At 74.0% G+C, this 19,358-nt stretch carries 18 protein-coding genes; 11 read left to right on the top strand and 7 right to left on the bottom strand.

What is annotated here, in order from left to right; translation table 11 throughout:
- Positions 1-8: 8 nt before the first annotated feature.
- From ACRAKJ_RS25185 to ACRAKJ_RS25165, 5 genes are all read left to right on the top strand, one after another.
- Positions 9-1,004, top strand: coding sequence for a ketoacyl-ACP synthase III family protein (locus tag ACRAKJ_RS25185; RefSeq protein ID WP_438919415.1), 996 nt, complete (start codon positions 9-11; stop codon positions 1,002-1,004).
- A complete protein-coding gene (locus ACRAKJ_RS25180; RefSeq protein WP_438919414.1) occupies positions 1,001-2,671 on the top strand; it encodes an AMP-binding protein in 1,671 nt (556 codons plus the stop codon). The genes ACRAKJ_RS25185 and ACRAKJ_RS25180 overlap by 4 nt, the downstream gene beginning before the upstream one ends.
- On the top strand, positions 2,668-4,248 hold the full coding sequence (gene cmdF, locus ACRAKJ_RS25175) for a tyrosine 2,3-aminomutase (RefSeq protein WP_438919413.1): 1,581 nt from the start codon (positions 2,668-2,670) through the stop codon (positions 4,246-4,248). Before ACRAKJ_RS25180 ends, cmdF begins: the two co-directional genes overlap by 4 nt.
- 102 nt (positions 4,249-4,350) lie before the next feature.
- Positions 4,351-5,514 (top strand): pyridoxal-phosphate dependent enzyme, encoded by a 1,164-nt coding sequence (locus ACRAKJ_RS25170; protein ID WP_438919412.1) that lies wholly within the window; start codon positions 4,351-4,353, stop codon positions 5,512-5,514.
- A 59-nt stretch (positions 5,515-5,573) separates the two neighbouring features.
- Positions 5,574-6,128 (top strand): LuxR C-terminal-related transcriptional regulator, encoded by a 555-nt coding sequence (locus ACRAKJ_RS25165; protein WP_438919411.1) that lies wholly within the window; start codon positions 5,574-5,576, stop codon positions 6,126-6,128.
- Between the two features lie 55 nt (positions 6,129-6,183).
- Here ACRAKJ_RS25165 and ACRAKJ_RS25160 read toward each other — a convergent pair whose 3' ends face one another.
- Positions 6,184-7,641, bottom strand: a complete 1,458-nt coding sequence (locus ACRAKJ_RS25160; protein WP_438919410.1) for an amino acid adenylation domain-containing protein — start codon at positions 7,639-7,641, stop codon at positions 6,184-6,186.
- Positions 7,638-8,762, bottom strand: coding sequence for an acyl-CoA dehydrogenase family protein (locus ACRAKJ_RS25155; RefSeq protein WP_438919409.1), 1,125 nt, complete (start codon positions 8,760-8,762; stop codon positions 7,638-7,640). Before ACRAKJ_RS25155 ends, ACRAKJ_RS25160 begins: the two co-directional genes overlap by 4 nt.
- A 190-nt stretch (positions 8,763-8,952) precedes the next feature.
- Here ACRAKJ_RS25155 and ACRAKJ_RS25150 point away from each other — a divergent pair, with 190 nt between their 5' ends.
- From ACRAKJ_RS25150 to ACRAKJ_RS25125, 6 genes are read left to right on the top strand one after another with little or no spacing between them, the layout of a single operon-like run.
- Positions 8,953-9,219 carry a phosphopantetheine-binding protein gene (locus ACRAKJ_RS25150; protein ID WP_438919408.1) on the top strand — a complete coding sequence of 89 codons (267 nt, stop codon included), beginning with the start codon at positions 8,953-8,955 and terminating at the stop codon, positions 9,217-9,219.
- Between the two features lie 12 nt (positions 9,220-9,231).
- Positions 9,232-10,578: a tryptophan 7-halogenase gene (locus ACRAKJ_RS25145; RefSeq protein ID WP_438919407.1), complete on the top strand. Its 1,347-nt coding sequence runs from the start codon at positions 9,232-9,234 to the stop codon at positions 10,576-10,578.
- 13 nt (positions 10,579-10,591) lie between these two features.
- On the top strand, positions 10,592-11,959 hold the full coding sequence (locus ACRAKJ_RS25140) for a TrpB-like pyridoxal phosphate-dependent enzyme (RefSeq protein WP_438919406.1): 1,368 nt from the start codon (positions 10,592-10,594) through the stop codon (positions 11,957-11,959).
- A gap of 9 nt (positions 11,960-11,968) precedes the next feature.
- Positions 11,969-12,913 (top strand): amidohydrolase family protein, encoded by a 945-nt coding sequence (locus ACRAKJ_RS25135; RefSeq protein ID WP_438919405.1) that lies wholly within the window; start codon positions 11,969-11,971, stop codon positions 12,911-12,913.
- Between the two features lies 1 nt (position 12,914).
- On the top strand, positions 12,915-13,379 hold the full coding sequence (locus ACRAKJ_RS25130; protein ID WP_438919404.1) for a MaoC/PaaZ C-terminal domain-containing protein: 465 nt from the start codon (positions 12,915-12,917) through the stop codon (positions 13,377-13,379).
- Positions 13,376-13,837: an aminoacyl-tRNA deacylase gene (locus tag ACRAKJ_RS25125; RefSeq protein WP_438919403.1), complete on the top strand. Its 462-nt coding sequence runs from the start codon at positions 13,376-13,378 to the stop codon at positions 13,835-13,837. The genes ACRAKJ_RS25130 and ACRAKJ_RS25125 overlap by 4 nt, the downstream gene beginning before the upstream one ends.
- On the opposite strand, the gene ACRAKJ_RS25120 is transcribed toward ACRAKJ_RS25125, so the two are convergent.
- From ACRAKJ_RS25120 to ACRAKJ_RS25100, 5 genes are all read right to left on the bottom strand, one after another.
- Positions 13,815-15,005, bottom strand: coding sequence for a cation:proton antiporter domain-containing protein (locus tag ACRAKJ_RS25120; RefSeq protein WP_438919402.1), 1,191 nt, complete (start codon positions 15,003-15,005; stop codon positions 13,815-13,817). The genes ACRAKJ_RS25125 and ACRAKJ_RS25120 overlap by 23 nt on opposite strands.
- Before the next feature lie 11 nt (positions 15,006-15,016).
- Complete coding sequence (locus ACRAKJ_RS25115; protein WP_438919401.1) at positions 15,017-15,910, bottom strand: EamA family transporter; 894 nt, start codon at positions 15,908-15,910, stop codon at positions 15,017-15,019.
- Positions 15,911-15,913: 3 nt separating this feature from the next.
- On the bottom strand, positions 15,914-16,462 hold the full coding sequence (locus ACRAKJ_RS25110; protein WP_438919400.1) for a LuxR C-terminal-related transcriptional regulator: 549 nt from the start codon (positions 16,460-16,462) through the stop codon (positions 15,914-15,916).
- 735 nt (positions 16,463-17,197) lie between these two features.
- Positions 17,198-18,619 carry a DUF6297 family protein gene (locus ACRAKJ_RS25105; RefSeq protein WP_438919399.1) on the bottom strand — a complete coding sequence of 474 codons (1,422 nt, stop codon included), beginning with the start codon at positions 18,617-18,619 and terminating at the stop codon, positions 17,198-17,200.
- Positions 18,616-19,236 carry an ATP-binding cassette domain-containing protein gene (locus ACRAKJ_RS25100; protein WP_438919398.1) on the bottom strand — a complete coding sequence of 207 codons (621 nt, stop codon included), beginning with the start codon at positions 19,234-19,236 and terminating at the stop codon, positions 18,616-18,618. Before ACRAKJ_RS25100 ends, ACRAKJ_RS25105 begins: the two co-directional genes overlap by 4 nt.
- Positions 19,237-19,358 lie beyond the last annotated feature (122 nt).

The following is a 19,358-nucleotide window of genomic DNA, read 5'->3' as shown; positions in this document are numbered from 1 at the left end:
GGGACCGGATGCGAACGCCCGACCTGTACGTCGCGGGCCTCGGCGCCCACCTGCCCCCGCGGGTCGGCACGGCCGACGCCGTGTCCCGGGGCTGGTACCCCGCCGAGCGGGCCGACGCCGACGGCATCACCTCGGTGTGCGTCGCCGACGAGCACGTGGCGGCCGAGATGGCCGTGCTGGCGGCGAAGGAGGCGTTGGGCGGTGCGCCGCCGCCGGTGCGGGCGGTGCTGCACACCTACCTCGACTCCCAGGGCGCCCGGTACTGGTCCGCCGCGCCGTACGTGGCGGCGCGCACCCTCGGCGCCGGTGTCCCCGGCTACGACGTGCTCCAGTCCTGCAACGGCGGCCTGGCCGCGGTGGAGCTGGGCGCGCGGCTGCTCGCCGACGGTGGCGGCCACGTGCTGGTCACCGCGGCGGACCGGTTCGACGCGGCGGGCTTCGACCGGTGGAACTGCGACTCCCAGGCGGTGTTCGGCGACGGTGCCGGCGCGCTGCTGCTGAGCGCGCACGGCGGGTTCGCCCGGATCACCGCCATCGCCACCGGGTACGACAACGGCCTGGAGGCGGAGTCGCGCGGCGACGGGTTCCCGCCCGGTGCCGGGCCGGTGGACTTCACCGCGACGCGCGAGCGGTACCACGGCCACGTGCTGCCCGTGCACGAGCACGTGGAGCGGATCGGGGACGTGATCACGGAGACGTTCGAGCAGGTGCTGGACGAGGCCGGCACCACCGCCGCCCGGATCACCCGCGCGGTGCCGGTCGTGGCCACCCAACCGGTGCTCCTCGGCCTGTTCCACCGCATCCTCGGCATCGACGACGCACTGTCCACCTGGGACTTCGGTGCGACGACCGGGCACCTGGGCGCCGCCGACAACCTGGTCGGCCTGCACCACCTGGTGACGACGGGCGCCGTGGGCCCCGGCGACACGGTGCTGCTGGTCGGCGGCGGCAGCGGGTACGCCTGCACGCTGGCGGTCGTCGAGGTGACGGAGCGGGTGCCGTGAACACCTGGGAACGGCTGGCCGGGCACGACCCCGCCCGGCCCGCCGTGCACAGCGCCGAGGGGGTGACCACCTACGGCGAGCTCGCGGAGCGGGTGGACCGGTGCGCGGCGGTGTTGTCGGCACTGGGGCCGGCCCCCGGCGAGGTCTTGGCCGTGGAGGTGGACGAGGGCCTGCCGGCGGTGATCGCGCTGGTGGCCGCCCTGCGGGCCGAGGTGCCCTTCGCGTGGCTCACCCCCGCCTACCCGCCGCTGCGCCGCGAACAGGTGGTGCGGGACTGCCGGCCGGCGGCGCTCCTCGTCTGGAAAGCCGGGAGACCCGCCGCCCGCCGCCTCGGCGGCCGACCGGGGACGGTGCCGGCGGACACCGGCTGCGTGGTCTACACCTCGGGCTCCACCGGCACCCCCAAGGGGATCGTGCAACCCCGCGCCGCCCTCGACCAGTTCGCCCGCTGGTTCGCCGAGGAGCTGGCGCTGGCGCCGGGGAGCCGGGTGCTGCAGTGGGCCGCGATGACCTACGACGCCGCCTACGCCGAAGTGCTCGCGGCGCTGCACGCCGGGGCGACCCTGGTGGTGCCGTCCGCCGAGGAGAAGAGCGACCCGGCCCGGATCGCCGAGCTGGTCGCCGAGCAGCGGGTCAGCCACCTGCTCACCGTGCCCAGCCTGTGCCGGGCCCTGTTCGCCGCCCGCCCCGACCGGCCGCTGCCCGGGGTCGGCTCGCTGGGCCTGTTCGGCGAGGTGCTGCCGCCCGACCTGCTCGTGGCCGCCGCCCGGCACCTGCCCAACGCCGAGGTCCGCAACTTCTACGGCCCCACCGAGTGCACCCTCGCCACCTGGTACCGCGTGCCGGCCGGGTTCACCGGCGAGGTGGTGCCGGTCGGGCGGCCCGTGCCCGGCCGCGACGTCCTGCTGGACGGCACCGGGGTCGCCGAGGTCCTGGTCCGCTCGCGGTACCTCGCGCACGGCTACCTGGGGCGGGAGGAGGAGACGGCGCAACGCTTCCTGCCCGACCCGGGCGGCGACCCGGCGGTCCGGGTGTACCGCACCGGCGACCTCGGGCGGTACGACGCGGACGGGGAGCTGGTGTTCGTCGGCCGGCTGGACGACGAGGTGAAGATCCGCGGCGTGCGGGTCCGGCTCGGCGACGTCGAGGCGGCCCTGTCGACCGCGCCGGGGGTCGCCGAGGTGGCGGTGCGGCTGCACGGCGCCGGGCGGGTCGCGCCGGAGATCGTGGCCTACGTCGCCGCGCGCCCCGGCCGCCGACCGGACGTGACCGCGCTGCGCCGCCACGCGGTGCGCGCGCTGCCGCCGGTCATGGTGCCCGCCCACTACGTGCTGCTCGACGACCTGCCCCGCACGTCGACCGGCAAGGTGGACCGGGCGGCGCTGCCCGCGCCCGTGCCCGCGTCCCCCGGCGGCCCGCCCACCGGTGACCTGGAGCGGGAGCTGGCCAGCATCTGGCAGGAGGTCACCGGGCGCGCCGGGATCGGGGTGGACGACGACTTCTTCGGGGTCGGCGGCCACTCCCTGCTCGCCCCCCGGGTGGTGGCGCGGGTGCGGGCCCGGTTGGGCCTGGCCGTGCCCCAGCGGGCGGTGTTCGACCACTCCCGGTTCGCCGACTTCGCCGCCTACCTCACCACGCTGCGCACGCCCACGGAGGAGCAACCATGATCGTCCTCGACGGCTACGGCCTCAGCCCGGAACAGCTGTCCGCGATCGCCTTCGACGGCGAGCGGGTGGAGGTGGCGGCGGACAGCGCCGCGGCGCTGCGCGGCGCGTTCGACCGGGTGCGGCGCTGGGGCGAGGAGCGGGTGCCCGTCTACGGCGTCAACACCGGCTTCGGCGAGCTGGCGCACGTGGTGGTCGGCCCGGAGTGGCAGACCGCGCTCCAGGTGAACCTGCTGCGCAACCACGCGACCGGGGTCGGCGCGGTGTTCGACGAGCCGGTGACCCGGGCGATCCTGGCCGCCCGGCTGAACTGCCTGGTCCGCGGCTACTCGGCGGCCGGCCCGGCCGTGGTGGGGATGCTGGTGGAGTTCCTCAACCGCGGGGTGCACCCGCTGATCCCGCAGCAGGGCTCGCTGGGGGCCAGCGGCGACATCTCCCCGCTGTGCCACATGGCGCTGCCGGTCATCGGCGAGGGCCGGGTGGTGCACGGCGGCGTGCGGCGGGACAGCGCCGACGTGCTCGCCGAACTCGGCCTGGAGCCGGTGACCCTGGGCTTCAAGGAAGGGCTCGCGCTGATCAACGGCACCTCGGCGTCCACCGGGGCCGCCGCCGTGGCGCTGGTGCGGGCGGAGGGGCTGCTCCGGCTCGCGGTGTTCCTCTCCGGCCTGTACGTGCAGTGCCTGCGCGGCAGCACGGGGGCGTTCGCCGCCCGCGGCCACGAGCTGAAGGGCCACCCCGGCCAGATCGCCGTGGCGGCGACGCTGCGCGCACTGCTCGAAGGCGGCGACCTGACCCGCGAGCACGTCGACCTGATGAACGAGATCAGCGCCCGCACCCGGGACGCCGGGGGCGTCGTCGACGCCGGGGTCTACATCCAGTCCGCCTACACGCTGCGCTGCGTGCCCCAGGTGCTCGGCCCGGTCCACGACACCCTGCGGTACTGCCGGACCGTGCTGACCCGCGAGCTGAACTCCTCCAACGACAACCCGCTGATCTTCGAGACGGCCGAGGAGTCCTTCCACGGCGGCAACTTCCACGGCCAGTACGTCGGCATGGCCTGCGACTACCTCGGCATCGCGGTGACCGAGCTGGGCGTGCTCGCCGAGCGGCAGGTCAACCGCCTGGTCGACCCCCACCTCAACGGGGAGCTGACCGACTTCCTCGCCCTCGACAACAGCGGGCTGTCCTCCGGGCTGAGCGGGACCCAGTACCTGGCCACCAGCATCGCCGCCGAGAACCTCGACCTGGCCGCGCCCGCGTCGGTCAAGACGCTGCCCTCCAACGCCGGCAACCAGGACATCGTGAGCATGAGCCTGAACTCGGCGCGCAAGGCGCTGACCCTGTGCGACAACGTCGGCACCGTGCTCGCCGTGCTGGCCGGCTGCCTGTTCCAGGCGAGCCACCTGCTCGGCCCGCAGCGGCTCAGCCCGGCGGCGGCGGCCTGGCACTCGGCGCTGTCCGAGCACGTGACCCCCTACCGGGACGAGGTGCCGGTCCACCAGCTGGTCGACCGGGTCAGGGAGTTCGCGCTGGGCGAGGAGGGCCGGCAGCTCGTCGGGAAGTTCGTGGACCTGACCTGACCTGACCCGATCTGACCTGACCCGATCTGCCCCGATCTGACCGACCGACCCGACCCGACCCGACCTTTCCCGTCCGATCGCGACCGACCCCGTGGAGACGCCGTGTTCGACGCGCTGCTGAACCTGTCCGCGCACTGCCCGGGCGCGGTGCTGGACCCGGAGACGGAGGAGCCGATCACCCTGGACCGGCTGGCCGCCGTGCTGCCGCCCTCCCTCGCCGAGCTGGAGCTGTCCACCGAACCCCTGGTGCCCGTGCCCGAACCGCTGCGGGAGGGGTTCGCCCGTTACCGCCCGACCCCCCTGTTCGAGGCGAGGGCGTTCGCCGAGGCGGTCGGCAACGGCTGCCGGGTGTTCGTCAAGGACGAGGGGGCGACGCCCTCGGGCAACCACAAGGCGAACAGCGCCCTGTGGGTCGCCTACCACTGCGCGCGGGACGGCATCGGGAGGATCACCACCGAGACCACCGGCAACTGGGGGATCGCCCTGGCCCTGGCGGCGGCCGAGTTCGACCTGGAGGTGCTGTGCTTCATCGACGAGGCCAGCCTGCGGGCGCGACCCGACCGCGCGGAGCTGATGCGGGCCGCCGGCGCCCGGGTGGAGGTGGTCCGCCCCGACGACGACGCCCGGTTCGACCCGCTCGTGCTCTCCGCCAACCACGCGGTCGAGCACACCCGGCGGCAGCCGGGCGCCCGGTACGTGTTCGGCAGCGTCTACAACTACTTCATCCTGCCGCAGACGATCGTCGGGCTGGAGGCGCGCGAACAGCTCGGCGACCTGCGGCCGGACGTGGTGGTGGGCAGCTGCGGCGGCGGGGCCAACCTGCTCGGCATCTCGGGCACCTACCTCGTCGACCGCCTGGCCGGCGTGGACGGGCCCGACGTGGTGTGCGCCGAGTCCGAGCTGTGCCCGATCGTCAGCAAGGGCGTGCTGGGCCGGTACTCGATCGACGACCAGGGCTTCTACCCGAAACTGCACACGTACGGGCTGGAGCGGCTGCTCGGCTCCGACTACATCGGCGGCCTCGGGTCCACGATCGTGGCGGCCCCGGTCGCCCGCTGCCACGCCGAGGGCCTGATCCGGACCACCGCCGTCAGCACCGGCCAGGCGCAGGCCGCCGCCGCGCTGTTCGCCGGGACCGAGGGGCACGCGGTGGCCCTGGAGACCGGGTACCAGCTGGCCGCCGTGATCACCGAGGCGCGCCGCGCCCCGGGCAGGTCGATCCTGGTGAACATCAGCTCGATCGGGCAGGCCGCCACGTTCGCGTGACCGCGGCCCGGTCTTTCGTGCGAGAGTCCTGGTGTGGACCGAGGCGAGCAGGAGGTCGGATGTCCGGTGTCGTCGTCGAACAGCGGTTCGCGCAGTGGTTGCAGATGGCCGGTCTGGACCGGCTCGACCTGGAAGCGCTGGCCCGCTACGCCCTGAGGTCGTCGGACCAGGACCCGGAGAAGGCCGAACTGCTCAGAACGGTCGTGCTGTGGTTGCAGGGACGGGGAACCGCGGGGACCGTGCCGTCGCTGGTCCTCGACTTCATGGACGAGTACGCCGCGGCCGCCAGCCGGGCGGCGGACGAGCTGCGGTTGGCCACCAACACCCTGATCGCGAGCGCCGAGCCGGGGGAGCGGTCGGGGGTCCCCCGGCGGCGCGCCCGCCTCACCGACCGCGAGCACGAGGTGCTCGCCCTCCTCGCGCACGCGCTGTCCAACCGGCTGATCGCGGTCCGGCTGAGCATCTCGGAGAAGACCGTGAAGAACCACATCACCTCCGTGTTCGCCAAGCTCGGCGTGTCCAGCCGCAGCGAGGCCCTCGTCGTCGCGCTCCACGAGGGCGTGCTGGAGGACCGGGGCCCGGACCGCGCGGAGAGCCGGGTGGGCGGTTCCTGACGGGCCGTGCCGGTGCCGCCCGCCTGTCCGCACCGAGGGCCCACGGCCGCGCGGGTCACCCCGTCCGGCGCGCCGGGTCGGCGGTCAGCGCCCTGCGGTCGACCTTGCCGTTGGGGGTGCGCGGCAGGCTCGCCAGGACGTGCAGCCGGTCCACGATCATGGTGCGGGGCAGCAGCGCCGCGCAGTGCCGCTTCGCGTCCAGCAGACCGAAATCGCCGCCGTCCGCGGGCACCACGTACGCCGTCAGCCGGGCGTCCACGCCGCTCCCCACGACGGCCACCGCCACCTCGCTCACCCCGGGGTGGGACTGGAGCGCGGCCTCCACGTCGCCCAGCTCGACCCGGTTGCCCCGGATCTTCACCATGTCGTCCCGGCGACCCAGGTAGTGGAACTCCCCGTCCCGCAGCACGACCCGGTCCCCGGTGCGGTACGGGCCGCGGTGGGGCTCGGCGCCGTGGTAGCCCAGCATGACGGTCGGCCCGTCGACCACCAGTTCGCCCTCCTCGCCCGGTTCGGCGGGGGTCCCGTCGTCCCGGGCGGCCCACACCCGGTCGCCCGAGCAGGCCCTGCCGATCGGCGCCGGGCGGGTCCAGTCGGCGGGGACGTCGGCCACCTCGTAGAACGTGCACACGTTCGTCTCGGTCGGCCCGTACAGGTTGAGCAGCCGGGCCTCGGGGAAGGCCGCGCGCACCGCGCGCAGGTGGTCGACGGGGTAGGGCTCGCCGGCGAACAGCACGGCGCGCAGCTCCGGCAGGTCGGCGGTGAGCAGGCCGCCGTCGCGCGCCATCAGCACCAGCACCGACGGCACGGAGTACCAGACGGTGATCCGCCGTGCCGAGAGGAGGCCGACCAGCAGGCGCGGCGCGTACGCGGTCTCCTGCGGCACGAGGTGCACCGACGCGCCCGCCAGGAACGCGACGTACAGGTCCAGCACCGACAGGTCGAAGTGCAGCGGCGCGTGGTTGGCGAACCGGTCCGCCGCCCCGGCCCCCAGCTCGTCCGCCGCCCACTCGACGAACGCCATCGCGTTGCGGTGCGAGATCCGGACGCCCTTGGGGACACCGGTGGAGCCGGACGTGTAGAGGACGTACGCCAGGTCGTCCGGTGACACCGGCACCCGCGGCAGCGGTCCCGCCGGCTCGCCGGCGGGCGTCACGCACACCGCGGTGAACCCGCCGCCCAGCGCCTCCACGCCCTCCGGCGTGGTGACCACGACCCGGGGCGCGCAGTCCCCGAGCACCCGCACGACCCGGTCCACCGGGCTCAGCGGGTCGACCGGGACGTAGGCCGCGCCGAGCCGCAGCACCGCCTGCGTCGCGACCACCGCGGTGGTGGACTTCGGCAGCCACAGGGCGACCCGGTCGCCGGCCACGACGCCCAGCGCGGCCAGCCGGTGGCCGAGCGCGTCGGCCGCGGCGTCCAGCTCGGCGTAGGTCAGCTCCCCGTCGCCCGCCGAGACGGCGACCGCGGTGCTCGACGCGTGCTCCCGGACCAGGTCGTGCAGGAGTCTCACAGTCCCAGCTCCTTGGCCATCTGCTCCAACTGCATCTCCGACGTGCCGGAGAACGTGGTCGCCGCCACCGCGTCCAGCAGCTCCTGGCCCACCCCGGACCCGAGCCGCGTACCGGCCCCGCCGAGGAGGCGCATCGCGAACGCCGCCGTGTCCACGGCCGCCTCGCTGATCGCGAGCTTCGCGCCGGCCACCTCCGCCGCGGCCCGCTCGCCGCGGTCCAGCAGCCAGCACGCCCGCCACAGCAGCAACCGGGCCGCCTCCACCCGGCCGTGCAGCCGCGCGACCGCGTGCGACACGGCCTGGTTCTTCCCGATGGTCCTGCCGAACTGGCGGCGTTCCCGGGCGTGCGCGACGCACCGCTCCAGCAGCCTCCCCGCCTGCCCCAGGTAGGCGCCGAACAGGCAGGTCCGCTCCCACCGCATGGACGACTGGAAGATGGCGGCGCCCTGACCGGGCACGCCCAGCACGTGGTGCGCGGGCACCCGGCACCCCTCCAGGCGCACCTCGCCGGCCGGGCAGGTGGGCAGCACGGACTTCCCGAACGGCTCCACCACCAGGCCGGGCGCGTCCCGCTCCACGACGAACCCGGTCACGCCCAGGTGGCCGAACTCCGGGGCGGTGGACGCGTAGACCACGAACACGTCGGCCTCGGGGGCGTTGCTGACGTACGACTTCACGCCGTCCAGGACGTAGTGGTCGCCGTCCGCGCGGGCGGTCGCGCGCAGCGCCGTGACGTCCGACCCCGCGTCCGGCTCGGTGATCGCGTTGGCGCCGACCCACTCGCCGGAGGCCAGCAGCGGCAGCACCCGCTCGCGGACCCGCTCGTCGCCGTGCTCGGCGATCGGCATGGCGCACGCGAACAGGTGGGCCAGCGCCGCGAACACCAGCCCCATGTCGGGGCAGCCCAGCCCGAACGCCTCCGCGGCCCGCGCGGTGTCGAGGAACCCGCGGCCGGACCCGCCGAGGTCGGCCGGCACGCTGTAGCCGAGCAGCCCGGCGTCGCCGCACCGCCGCCACCGCTCCCGGGTCAGCGCCGCCGGCCGCTCGTCCGGCCAGGCGGCCACCTCCGCGCGGACGCGGTCGAACTCGGCCTGCTCGGCCAGGTGCCATCCGAAGTCCACGCGATCGACACTAAGCAGTCGGCCCCCGGATGTCCTCCGCCGGAAGGGCGGCCCGGCACTGGCCGCACGGACAGGTCCGCCTCCGCCGAACGGCCGGCTGCCGCCCGCCACAACGACGGAAGACAGCGGTTTCCGCCGCTCATAGCATCCGAAGGACATCCGGTGGCCTGGCGCGGATACGGAGATGTGCATGGAACACGCTGAAGTGCTCGGCACGCTGACGGAGTTCATCCGGGAGAAGGTGCTGGACTCCGCCGGCGTGGAGGTCCTGCCGGACACCCCGCTGCTGGAGTGGGGAATCCTCAACAGCCTGTCGACGACGGCCCTCGTCGTCTTCATCGGTGAGCGGCTCGGGGTCGACGTGCCGGCCGAACGGATGGTGGGGAGCAACTTCCGCGACCTGGACAGCATCACGCGACTGGTGCTGGAGCTGGAGAACGACGTCCGCAGAGTCTGAGCTGGGAGCACCGTGACAGACGTTGACTTCGACATCGGCATCATCGGCGGCGGCCCCGCCGGTTCCACGATCGCCTCCTACCTGGCCAGGGCGGGCATGTCCGTCGTGCTGCTGGAGGGCGAGCTGTTCCCCCGCCCGCACGTCGGCGAGTCGCTGATCCCGGCCACCACCCCGGTGCTGGCCGACATCGGGGCGCTCGCCAAGGTGGACGAGGGCGGTTTCCCGCGCAAGTACGGCGCGGCGTGGACCTCCGCCACCAGCAACGACATCTCGTCGCTCGGGTTCAAGCTCTCGCACGGGTTCAAGGCCGCAGAGGTCGAGTTCCGCGAGCGCGACCAGCGGGGCGTCGACCAGGACTACACCTACCACGTGGACCGCGGCCAGTTCGACCTGCTGCTGCTGCAGCACAGCGAGTCCCAGGGCGCCAAGGTCTACGAGGGCGTGCGCGTGCAGCGGGTGGAGCTGGACGAGGACGTCAAGCGGATCGTGTTCACCCTGGGCCGCACCGAGGTCGGCGTCCGGGTGCGCCTGGTGGTCGACGCCAGCGGTCGCAGCACGCTGCTCGGCCGCCAGCTCAAGCTCAAGGTGCCCGACCCGGTGTTCAACCAGTACGCCATCCACACCTGGTTCGACGGGCTGGACCGCTCGGCGCTGGCGGTGGACCGCAAGCAGGCGGACTTCATCTTCATCCACTTCCTGCCGATCACCGACACCTGGGTCTGGCAGATCCCCATCACCGACACCGTCACCAGCGTCGGCGTCGTGACCCAGAAGAAGCACTTCACCGCCGCGAACCAGCAGTGGGGGGCGTTCTTCGAGGAGGCCGTGGCGACCCGGCCGGAGCTGGCCGAGGCGCTGCGCAAGGCCGAGCGGGTCCGGCCGTTCAAACCCGAGGGCGACTACAGCTACGCCATGAGGCAGGTCTGCGGCGACGGCTGGCTGATGGTCGGCGACGCGGCCCGGTTCGTGGACCCGATCTTCTCCAGCGGTGTCAGCGTCGCCATGAACAGCGCCCGCATCGCGTCCTACGACATCCTCGAAGCCGCCGAGCACGGCGACTTCACCAAGCCCTCGTTCGGCCGCTACGAGACCAAGCTGCGCCGGGCGGTGAGCAACTGGTACGAGTTCATCTCGATCTACTACCGCCTCAACATCCTGTTCACCGCCTTCGTCGCCGACCCCCGCTACCGGCTGGACGTGCTGCGGATGCTCCAGGGCGACGTGTGGGACGGCGACGGCGAACCGGCCGCGCTGACCCGCATGCGGGACATCACGCGCGAGGTCGAGGACAACCCGGACCACCTGTGGCACCCGCACCTGGGCACCCTGCGCGCCCCGAGCCAGGCACCGATGTTCTGAGGGGACCGACGACGTGAAGAAGTACCTGCTGTCCGAGGACGACATGCCCACCCAGTGGTACAACGTCCTGCCCGACCTGCCCAAGCCGCTGCTGCCGCCGCTGCACCCGGTGACCCGCGAACCGATCACCGCGGCCGACCTCCAGCCCCTCCTGCCCGACGAGGTCATCGCGCAGGAGTTCAGCCCGCAGCGCTGGATCGACATCCCCGAGGAGGTCCAGGACGTCTACCGGATCTGGCGACCCTCGCCGCTGTACCGCGCGGACCGGCTGGAGAAGGCGCTCGACACCCCGGCGAAGATCTACTTCAAGTACGAGGCCGTGTCGCCCGCCGGGTCGCACAAGCCGAACACCGCGGTGCCGCAGGTGTTCTACAACGCCCGCCAGGGCGTGCGGCGGCTGACCACGGAGACCGGCGCGGGCCAGTGGGGTTCGGCGCTGTCGTTCGCGGGCAGCCTGTTCGGCGTCGAGGTCACCGTCTACATGGTGAAGGCGTCGTACCAGCAGAAGCCGCACCGGCGCTCGCTGATGGAGACCTGGGGCGGCGAGGTGTTCCCCTCGCCGAGCACGCGCACGCAGGCGGGCCGCGACGTCCTCGCGCAGGACCCCGGGTCGCCGGGCAGCCTGGGCATCGCCATCAGCGAGGCCGTGGAGGACGCGCTGGCCCACGACGACACCAAGTTCGCCCTCGGTTCGGCGATGAACCACGTGGTGCTGCACCAGACCGTGATCGGCCTGGAGGCCAAGCGGCAGATGGAGATGGCGGGCGACTACCCGGACGTGGTGGTCGGCTGCGTCGGCGGCGGGTCGAACTACTCCGGCCTGACGTTCCCGTTCCTGGCCGACACGCTGACCGGCGCCCGCAGCGGCACCCGGTTCGTCGCCGCCGAACCCGCCGCGTGCCCGACCCTGACCCGGGGCCGGTACGCCTACGACTACCCGGACACCGCCGGCCTGGGCCCGCTGCTGCACATGAAGACGATGGGCCACGGCTTCATGCCGCCGCCCATCCACGCGGGCGGCCTGCGCTTCCACGGCGACGCGCCCACGCTGTGCCTGCTGCACGACGAGGGTTTCGTGGAAGCCGTCGCCTACAACCAGAACGAGGTGTTCACCGAGGCCGTGCGGTTCGCCCGCGCCGAGGGCTTCGTGATGGCGCCGGAGTCGTCGCACGCGCTGCGCGGCGCGGTCGCCGAGGCGCTCGCGGCCAAGGAGGCGGGGGAGGCCCGCACCATCCTGTTCGGGTTCTCCGGGCACGGCCACTTCGACATGGGCGCGTTCGACTCGTTCCTGGCTGGTCAGCTGGAGGACTACGAGGTGCCGCAGGAGCAGGTCGACGCGGCGCTGGCCGACCTGCCGAAGATCCCGGCCCGGACGGTCTGAGGCGCCGGGGTGGACTGGATCGACGTGCACCACCACGCGTACCACGGGCGGCTGGCCGACGCGCTGGCCGCCCGCGGCGTGACGCACATGGCGCCGGGTGTGCCGGTGCCGCGCTGGGACCCCGCCGACAGCCTCCGGGTGATGGCCGAGCACGACCTGGCCGCGGCCGTGCTGTCGGTGCTGGTGCCGGACGCGGCGCTGGTCCTGCCCGACGCGGCGGACCTGGTGCGGCAGATCAACGGGTGGACCGCGGACCTGGTGCGCGAGCACCCCGACCGGTTCGGGCTGCTGGCCACCCTGCCGCTGCCCGACCTGGACGCCGCGCTGGCCGAGGTCGGGCACGCGTTCGACGTGCTGGGGGCGGACGGCGTGGTGCTGCCCGCCTCCCTCGCCGACGGCGCCGTCCTCGGCGACCCGGGCCTGGACCCGCTGCTGGCGGAGCTGGACCGGCGCCGCGCGGTGGTGTTCGTGCACCCGAACCCCGGCTACCGGTGCTCCTGCACGGGCGCGCCCGACTTCGCCGCCGCCGTGCCGCCGCCGCTGGTCGACTTCGTCGCGGACACCACCCGGGCGGTGGCCAACCTGCTGTTCCGCGGCGCGCTGCGCCGCTTCCCCCGCATCCGGTTCGTCCTGGCCCACGGCGGCGGCACCATCCCGTTCCTGGCGGGACGGCTGGAGCTGGCCCGCACCTGGGTGCTGCCCGGCCAGGACGGCCCGGTGGGGGAGGAGCTGGGCCGGCTGTACTACGAGACCGCGCAGTCGTCCGCGCCCGCCGCGCTGGCGTGCGTGGACGCCCTCGCCGAGCCGGGGCACGTGCTGTTCGGCACGGACTTCCCGTTCATGACCGGCCCGGTGGTCGGGCAGACCCGGCGCGAGGTGGCCGCGCACCGGCCGGACATCGGCGGGGCGGGGCTGGCGCTGTTCCCCCGCCTGCGCGCGGCGGCGAGGAGGTGACGTGCGGTACTTCGAGGACTTCCGGGTGGGCGACGTGCACGAACTGGGCAGCCGCCGGATCTCCGAGGCCGAGATCCGCTCGTTCGCGCACCAGTACGACCCGCAGCCCATCCACCTCGGCCCGGCGGGCGGGCCGGTGATCGCGAGCGGCTGGCAGGTGGCCGCCACGTTCATGCGGCTCTACGTCGACTCGGTGATCAGCGGATCGGCCGCGGAGGTGTCGCCGGGCATCGACGAACTGCGCTGGCTGCGGCCGGTCCGGCCCGGCGACCTGCTGGTCGGGCGGATGACCGTGCTGGGCACGACCCCCTCGCTGACCCGCGCGGACTGCGGCATCGTGCGCCAGCGCGGCGAGCTGACCGCCGACTCCGGGCACCCGGTGATGCGGTTCGTGTTCCACGGCCTGATGCGCCGGCGCCACCGCGCGCCGGCGGACGGGGTCCGCTCCGATACCCTGCGCCCATGACCGGACGGACCCCCGCGCACATCCTGGAAGCCGCCGGTGTGCCCTTCTCGTCCTTCACGCACGCGCCGATCCGGACGTACGAGGACATCGAGCGCGAACTGGACCTGCCCGCCGAGCGGCTGCTCAAGACGCTGGCGTTCCGCACGGGAGACCGGTTCGTCCTGGTGTCCCTGCCGATGCTGACCCCCGCGGGCTACGGCAAGATCGCCAGGGCGGCGGGCGTCCCGCGGTCGAAGCTGCGCCGCGCCGGCGAGGACGACCTGGCCGAGCTGGGGATGGCCCCCGGCGGCATCAGCCCGCTGACCGAGGTCGCCGACCGCACGGTCGTGTTCCACACGGTGGTGCCGGACATGGGCACGGTCTACTGCGGCAGCGGCCGGGACGACGAGACCATCGAGGTGGACGCGGCGAGCCTGGTCGACCTGGTGCGGCCGGTCATCGCCGACGTGGCGAGCTGACCACCTCCACCGGGGCGGCCCCCCGGCGCAGCAGCTTCACCAGCGGCCCGGTCATCATCGTGGTGAGCACCGCCATCAGCACCAGCTGCGAGTACAGGTCGCGGTCCAGCAGGCCCAGTTGCAGGCCGATCCCGAGGATGACCAGCTCGGTCAACCCCCTGGTGTTGAGCAGCGCGCCCACCGTCGCCGACTCCCGCCAGTCCAGCCCGCACCACCGGGCCGCGCCCACCGCGCCGGCGAACTTGCCGCCGACCGCGACCAGCAGGATCAGCCCGAAGTCGGCGAACCCCGACCAGGTGGTGCGGGACAGGTCGACGTTGAACCCGGCGACCACGAAGTAGACCGGCAGCAGCAGCACCTTGCCGACCTGCTCCACGCGCAGCGTCACGTCCGCCCGCAGGGTCGTCGCCGACGGCATGACGAGCCCGAACAGGAACGCGCCGAAGATGAAGTGCAACCCCATCCACTCGGTCAGCGCGCTCCACCCGAGCAGGCCGATCAGCACCACCGCGAACGCGTCCCGCCCGGAGGCCGCGATCCGCGCCAGCAGGGGCCGCACCACCAGGAAGCTCACCAGGACCAGCAGCAGCACCAGCGGCAGGCGCCACTGCCCGCCCGCACCCGAGCCGAGCAGCGCGATGGTCACCGCCAGCATCGACCACGCCAGCAGGTCGCCCAGCGCGGCGCTGCCCAGCGCCAGCACCCCGACCCCGTCGCGGCCCATGCCCCAGTCGGCGAGCATCCGCGCCAGCACCGGGAACGCCGTCACGGCCATCGCCGTGCCCAGGTAGAGCGCGAACGCCGGGCGGTCGTCGTCGGGCCGCAGCACGGTCGCCAGCAGCACCCCCAGCAGGAACGGGGTGACCATGGACCCCAGCGACAGCGCCGCGATCGTGCCGAACCGCTCGCGCAGCAGGTCCCGGTTGAACTCCAGGCCGACCAGGAACATGAACAGGACCAGCCCGACGTTGGCCAGCGAACTCAGCATCGGCCGGATGTCCGCCGGGAACACCAGGTCCGAGACCACCCCGCCGAACAGCGTCGGCCCGATCAGCACGCCCGCCAGGATCTCGCCGACCACGGCGGGCTGCGCGAGCCGCGTCGCCAGCCACCCCATCACCTTGGCGACCGCGACGATCGCGGCCAGCGCGAGGAGGAGCTGGATCACCTGGTGGGAGTTCACACCGGTGCCGGTTTCCCGCTGCGCGCGGGCCGCAGCCCGATCGCGAGCCCCACCAGCACCAGGCACGCGCCGACCAGGTCGGCCACCCGGGGCTGACCGGTGCCCAGCACCACCGTGGACACCACCGCGCCCACCGGCAGGAACCCGGAGAACAGGCCGGCCCGGTCGGCGCCGAGCCTCGGCAGCGAGGTGTACCAGCACAGGAACGCGAACACCGTGACCACCACCGCCAGGTAGCCCAGCGCGAGCGCCTCGGAGGCGGTCGGCACCCGCACCAGGTGCGGTCCGTCCAGGACGAGCCCCACCACGACCAGCTGCGGCACGGCCATCGCCGCCGAGTACGCCGACACCCGGATCGCGCCGAGCCGGCCCAGCACCGGCAGCGCCAACAGGGAGAACCCCGCCTCGCACGCCAGCGCACCCAGGGCCAGCAGCAGCCCCAGCGGCGACCCGCCGCCGAACCCGCTGGTCACCGCGACCCCGGCGACCACCACAACGGATGCCGTCAGCACCCGGGGCGCGGGTTTGCGGCCCTCCGTCACCGGCCCCAGCAGGGCCAGCACGATCGGCACGGCGGCCACCACGGTGCCCACGGTCGCGGGGTCCGCGAACCGGGTGCTCTCCACGATCAGCACGTTGAACGCGGTCAGCCCGGTCAGCGCGAGCGCCGCGAGGAAGAACACCTCGCGCCGGGTGAGCCGCACCGGTCCCTTGCCGAACACCTGCGCCACGGCGAGCAGCAGCACCGCGCCGACCAGGTAGCGCACGGCCTGCCCGCCGTAGACGGGGTAGTCGTGCAGCGCGGGGGAGACACCGGTCAGCGTGCCCACGCAGAACATCGCGGTCGCGGCACCCAGGGCGCCGCGTTGCACGTCGGTCAGGTTGGGCAAGGTTCACGGCCTCCGGACGGTGTCGGACAGTTCACCCACGTTGATCAGCCCCGTCTCGTAGGCGTAGGCGACGGCGCTGGCGCGGTTGGGCAGGCGCAGCTTGCGGAGCAGGTTCTGCACGTGGAACTTGACGGTGCTCTCGGTCAGCGACAGGTTCCGCGCCATCTCCGAGTTGGTCCGGCCGTGCACCAGCAGGCGCAGCACGTCGGTTTCCCGGCGGGTGATGCGCTCCACCTGCGGCTCGCTGCGCTCGGCGGCGCGCGGCGCGGGCCCGGCGTAGAACGCGTACCCCGCGGCCAGCATCCGGATGGCGCTGAGGAACTCGTCCGGACCGGAGCTCAACGGCAGGACGCCCACGCGCGGCGCGTCCGGCAGGGCGGTGTTGTCGTCCACCACCAGCACGTTCGCCGAGGGCCTGCTGTCGAGGAACCGGCGCACGGCCAGCGGTGCGCGCGGGACGTCCGCCAGGCACCCGATCACCACCACGTCGGGCAGTTCCCGGGTGTGCCTGGCAAGACCGTCGAACGTGTCGACCTGGTGGGTGACCACCATTCCGGGAGCCTCGTCGAGGATTTTTCGCATTCCGATCCGGAACAGCGTCCTCCGCTCGGCCAGGACGACTCGGGTAGGACTGTCGGTGAATGCGTCGTTCACGGACTCAGGCCCCCATTCTGGTGTGTGCGCGACGCAGCCGTCCACGGGTGGCGTGCGCACCGGGGAACGCCCCGGGCCGCCGGTCGAACAGCTTCACCCCATCGCCGCGCGCAGTTCCGGTACCGTGCCGCCGCCCGGCGCGCCGATCCGACGACGGGTCGCCGATCAGCGGAACCGTGCTCCCGCACCCCTCCGGATCGCGGTCACCCCATGCCCGGCATCACCGAGCGCACTCGCTGCGCCACGGGCGATGCGACAGGCGTCCTCGCGTCGGCCATGTTCCCCCCAAGCCCCCAGGATTGTCCGAGGTGGACCGATTCTCCCAATGCCGGACCAATAGTTCACGTTTCACACGATCAACTCAACCCACTTGGAAAGATTGAGCCGAACGGTCGTCACGAGTAGTCCGCAGGACCGTGGCGCGAAATTCCCCGAACCGTCCGGTGACCCCCTGACCTGGGCGTAGGACCGGATACGGCCTCCCGAACCCGCGTGCCGGGTGCGCAGGATCGCGGTCATGTCGAAATGACGTGGAATAGCCGGAAAACCGGGAGCGACGACCCCGCCCGCCTGCGTGACCGAGAGCGCCGCCGCCACCACGCCGCCGACGACGACCCGCCGAACGGTCGGGCCCTACCCGGTGACGACGGCGACCTGCACCACGACCAGCACCAGCAGCAGACCCGGGCCCCGCATCACCTGCCGCACGACGTTCACGGGCACGAGGCCGTACGGGGTGTCCACCACGCCCGCCGAGGCGTAGTCCACGTCCGGGCGCGTCGCCATCCGGTAGGTCACCGCCACCGCGCCCACCGCCGACACCACCACCAGCACGGGCGCCGCCACCGGCAACGCCGGGAACGTCACCGCGCACCACACCAACGCCCCCGACGCGGGCACCACCAGGTGCAGCAGCCGCTGCTCCCGGTCGGTCCCGCCGAGCGCCCGCCGCAGCGCCGCCGACCGGGCCACCGCGCGCAGCCCCGCCGCCAGCCGCTCGGTCGCCAGGAACGCCGCCACCAGGTGCACCGCGCCCACCGCGGCCCCGGGCAGCACCTGCGCCGCCGCGTACGGCACCACCGCCAGCCCGGCCCACGTCGACACCGCGGCACCGCCGCGCCGCAACCGGACCAGCTCGGCGCGCAGCACCACCGCCGCACGCCCACCGCGCAGGGCGCCGGACCGCACCCGCCCGACCGCCCGTGCCCGCCGGGCGGCGAGGACGTCGGCCAGCATCGCCGGGTCCAGCCATACCGCCGCCGCCCGTGCCGCGTCGACCAGTTGCGTCCCACCGGTCAGCGCCGCGCGGGTGAACCCGCCCAACCCCCGCCACGCCACCGCGGTCGCCACGACGGCCGCCACCACGACGACCGCCACCGTGCCGGCCGCCACCGCGACGACGGCGGCCGGTGGCCACCACGTCCCCGCGGGCAGCCACCCGCGACCCAGCGCCGGCACGACGGCCACCAGCGCCACGGCCACCGCCACGACGACCCGCGACCACCGCTGCGCCGACACCACCGCCGCGGGGTCGCGCTGCAGCACCACGGCCACCCCCACCACCAGCAGCCCCACCGGCACCCCCGCCGCGGCGACGACACCCGCCGCCCGCCCGGCGAACGGCCCGAGCGCCGCGAACAGCAGGCCGCCGCCGACCGCGCCCGCCGCCAACGCCGCGCCGAACCGCCCGAGCAGCAACGACCGCCGGTCCACCGGTGCCGCCAGCAGCCACGACGAGGCGGCCGACGACACCGCGACGGGCCCGACCGCCAGCAGCAGCTTCAGCACCAGCACCACCGCGAGCAGCGCCACCGGGCCCAGCAGCAGCGGCGTCGAGCCGCCGGACGCGAGCAGCCCCGAGGCCGCGTCGGGCACCGCGGACAGGCCGCCCCAGGCCAGCCCCACCGCCATGGCGCCGCCGAACAGCCCGTCCGAGGAGTCGAGCACGCGCCGCCTGAACGACCTGGGGTCGCGGACCCGGCCCAACCGCCGCAGCTCGGACCTGACCGACGCGGCGGACGGCGCGAGGGGCGGTGCGAGGGGTGACGCGCTCACCCGCCCACCTCCACGAGCACGTCGGCGACCTTCGTCACCAGCTCCTCGTCGTGCGAGGCCAGCAGCACCGCCGTGCCCGCCTCCTTCTCCGCCACGAGCCGGTCCACCAGCCACCGCCGCCCGGCGACGTCGAGCCGCTGCTCCGGCTCGTCCAGCACCAGCAGCCGGCGCGGCCGCACGAAGCACGACGCCAGCGCCAGGCGCCGCTGCTGACCGCTGGACAGCGTCGCGGGCAACTGGTCGGCGGCACCCAGCAGGCGCAGCTCGCCGAGCACGGCCTCCACCACGGCGTCCGGGTCGTCCGCGCGGTGCGCCCACGAGTACAGCCGCAGGTGCTCCACCACCGACAGGTCGGGGAAGAACGCCACGTCGTCCAACGCCGCCGCGACCGCCGCCCGCACCTCGGGCGCCGACTCGTCCAGCTCCACGCCGTCGAGCAGCACCCGACCCGCGTCGGCGACGTCCGCGCCCACCACGCACCGCAGCAACGTCGACTTGCCCGCCCCGTTCGGCCCCACCACGGCCGCGGCCCGACCGGCGTCCAGGTCGAAAGCCACGCCGTCGAGCACGACCAGCTCGCCGAACCCCTTGACGAGCCCGTCCACCTTCAGCAGCACGCCGTCCCGACCTCCGAGTAATCGCTTTCCCACCACCGTCGCGGCGTCCGCGGACGTCCGGGGCGGCGGTCCGGCGAAGCTACCACCGGACCGGGGCGACCCGGCTCCCGACCGATCACGCC

It is taken from the genome of Saccharothrix sp. DSM 118769, from assembly GCF_052936295.1.
The sequence above is the reverse complement of the archived record's forward strand: the minus strand, read 5'-3'. Positions and strand labels throughout refer to the sequence as shown.

Coding starts and splice junctions, on each gene's coding strand:
- ACRAKJ_RS25150 (WP_438919408.1), top strand. CDS start 8,953: ATGGAACACGCTGAAGTGCTCGGCACGCTGACGGAGTTCATCCGGGAG.
- ACRAKJ_RS25185 (WP_438919415.1), top strand. CDS start 9: ATGCGAACGCCCGACCTGTACGTCGCGGGCCTCGGCGCCCACCTGCCC.
- ACRAKJ_RS25110 (WP_438919400.1), bottom strand. CDS start 16,462: ATGGTGGTCACCCACCAGGTCGACACGTTCGACGGTCTTGCCAGGCAC.
- ACRAKJ_RS25125 (WP_438919403.1), top strand. CDS start 13,376: ATGACCGGACGGACCCCCGCGCACATCCTGGAAGCCGCCGGTGTGCCC.
- ACRAKJ_RS25165 (WP_438919411.1), top strand. CDS start 5,574: ATGTCCGGTGTCGTCGTCGAACAGCGGTTCGCGCAGTGGTTGCAGATG.
- cmdF (WP_438919413.1), top strand. CDS start 2,668: ATGATCGTCCTCGACGGCTACGGCCTCAGCCCGGAACAGCTGTCCGCG.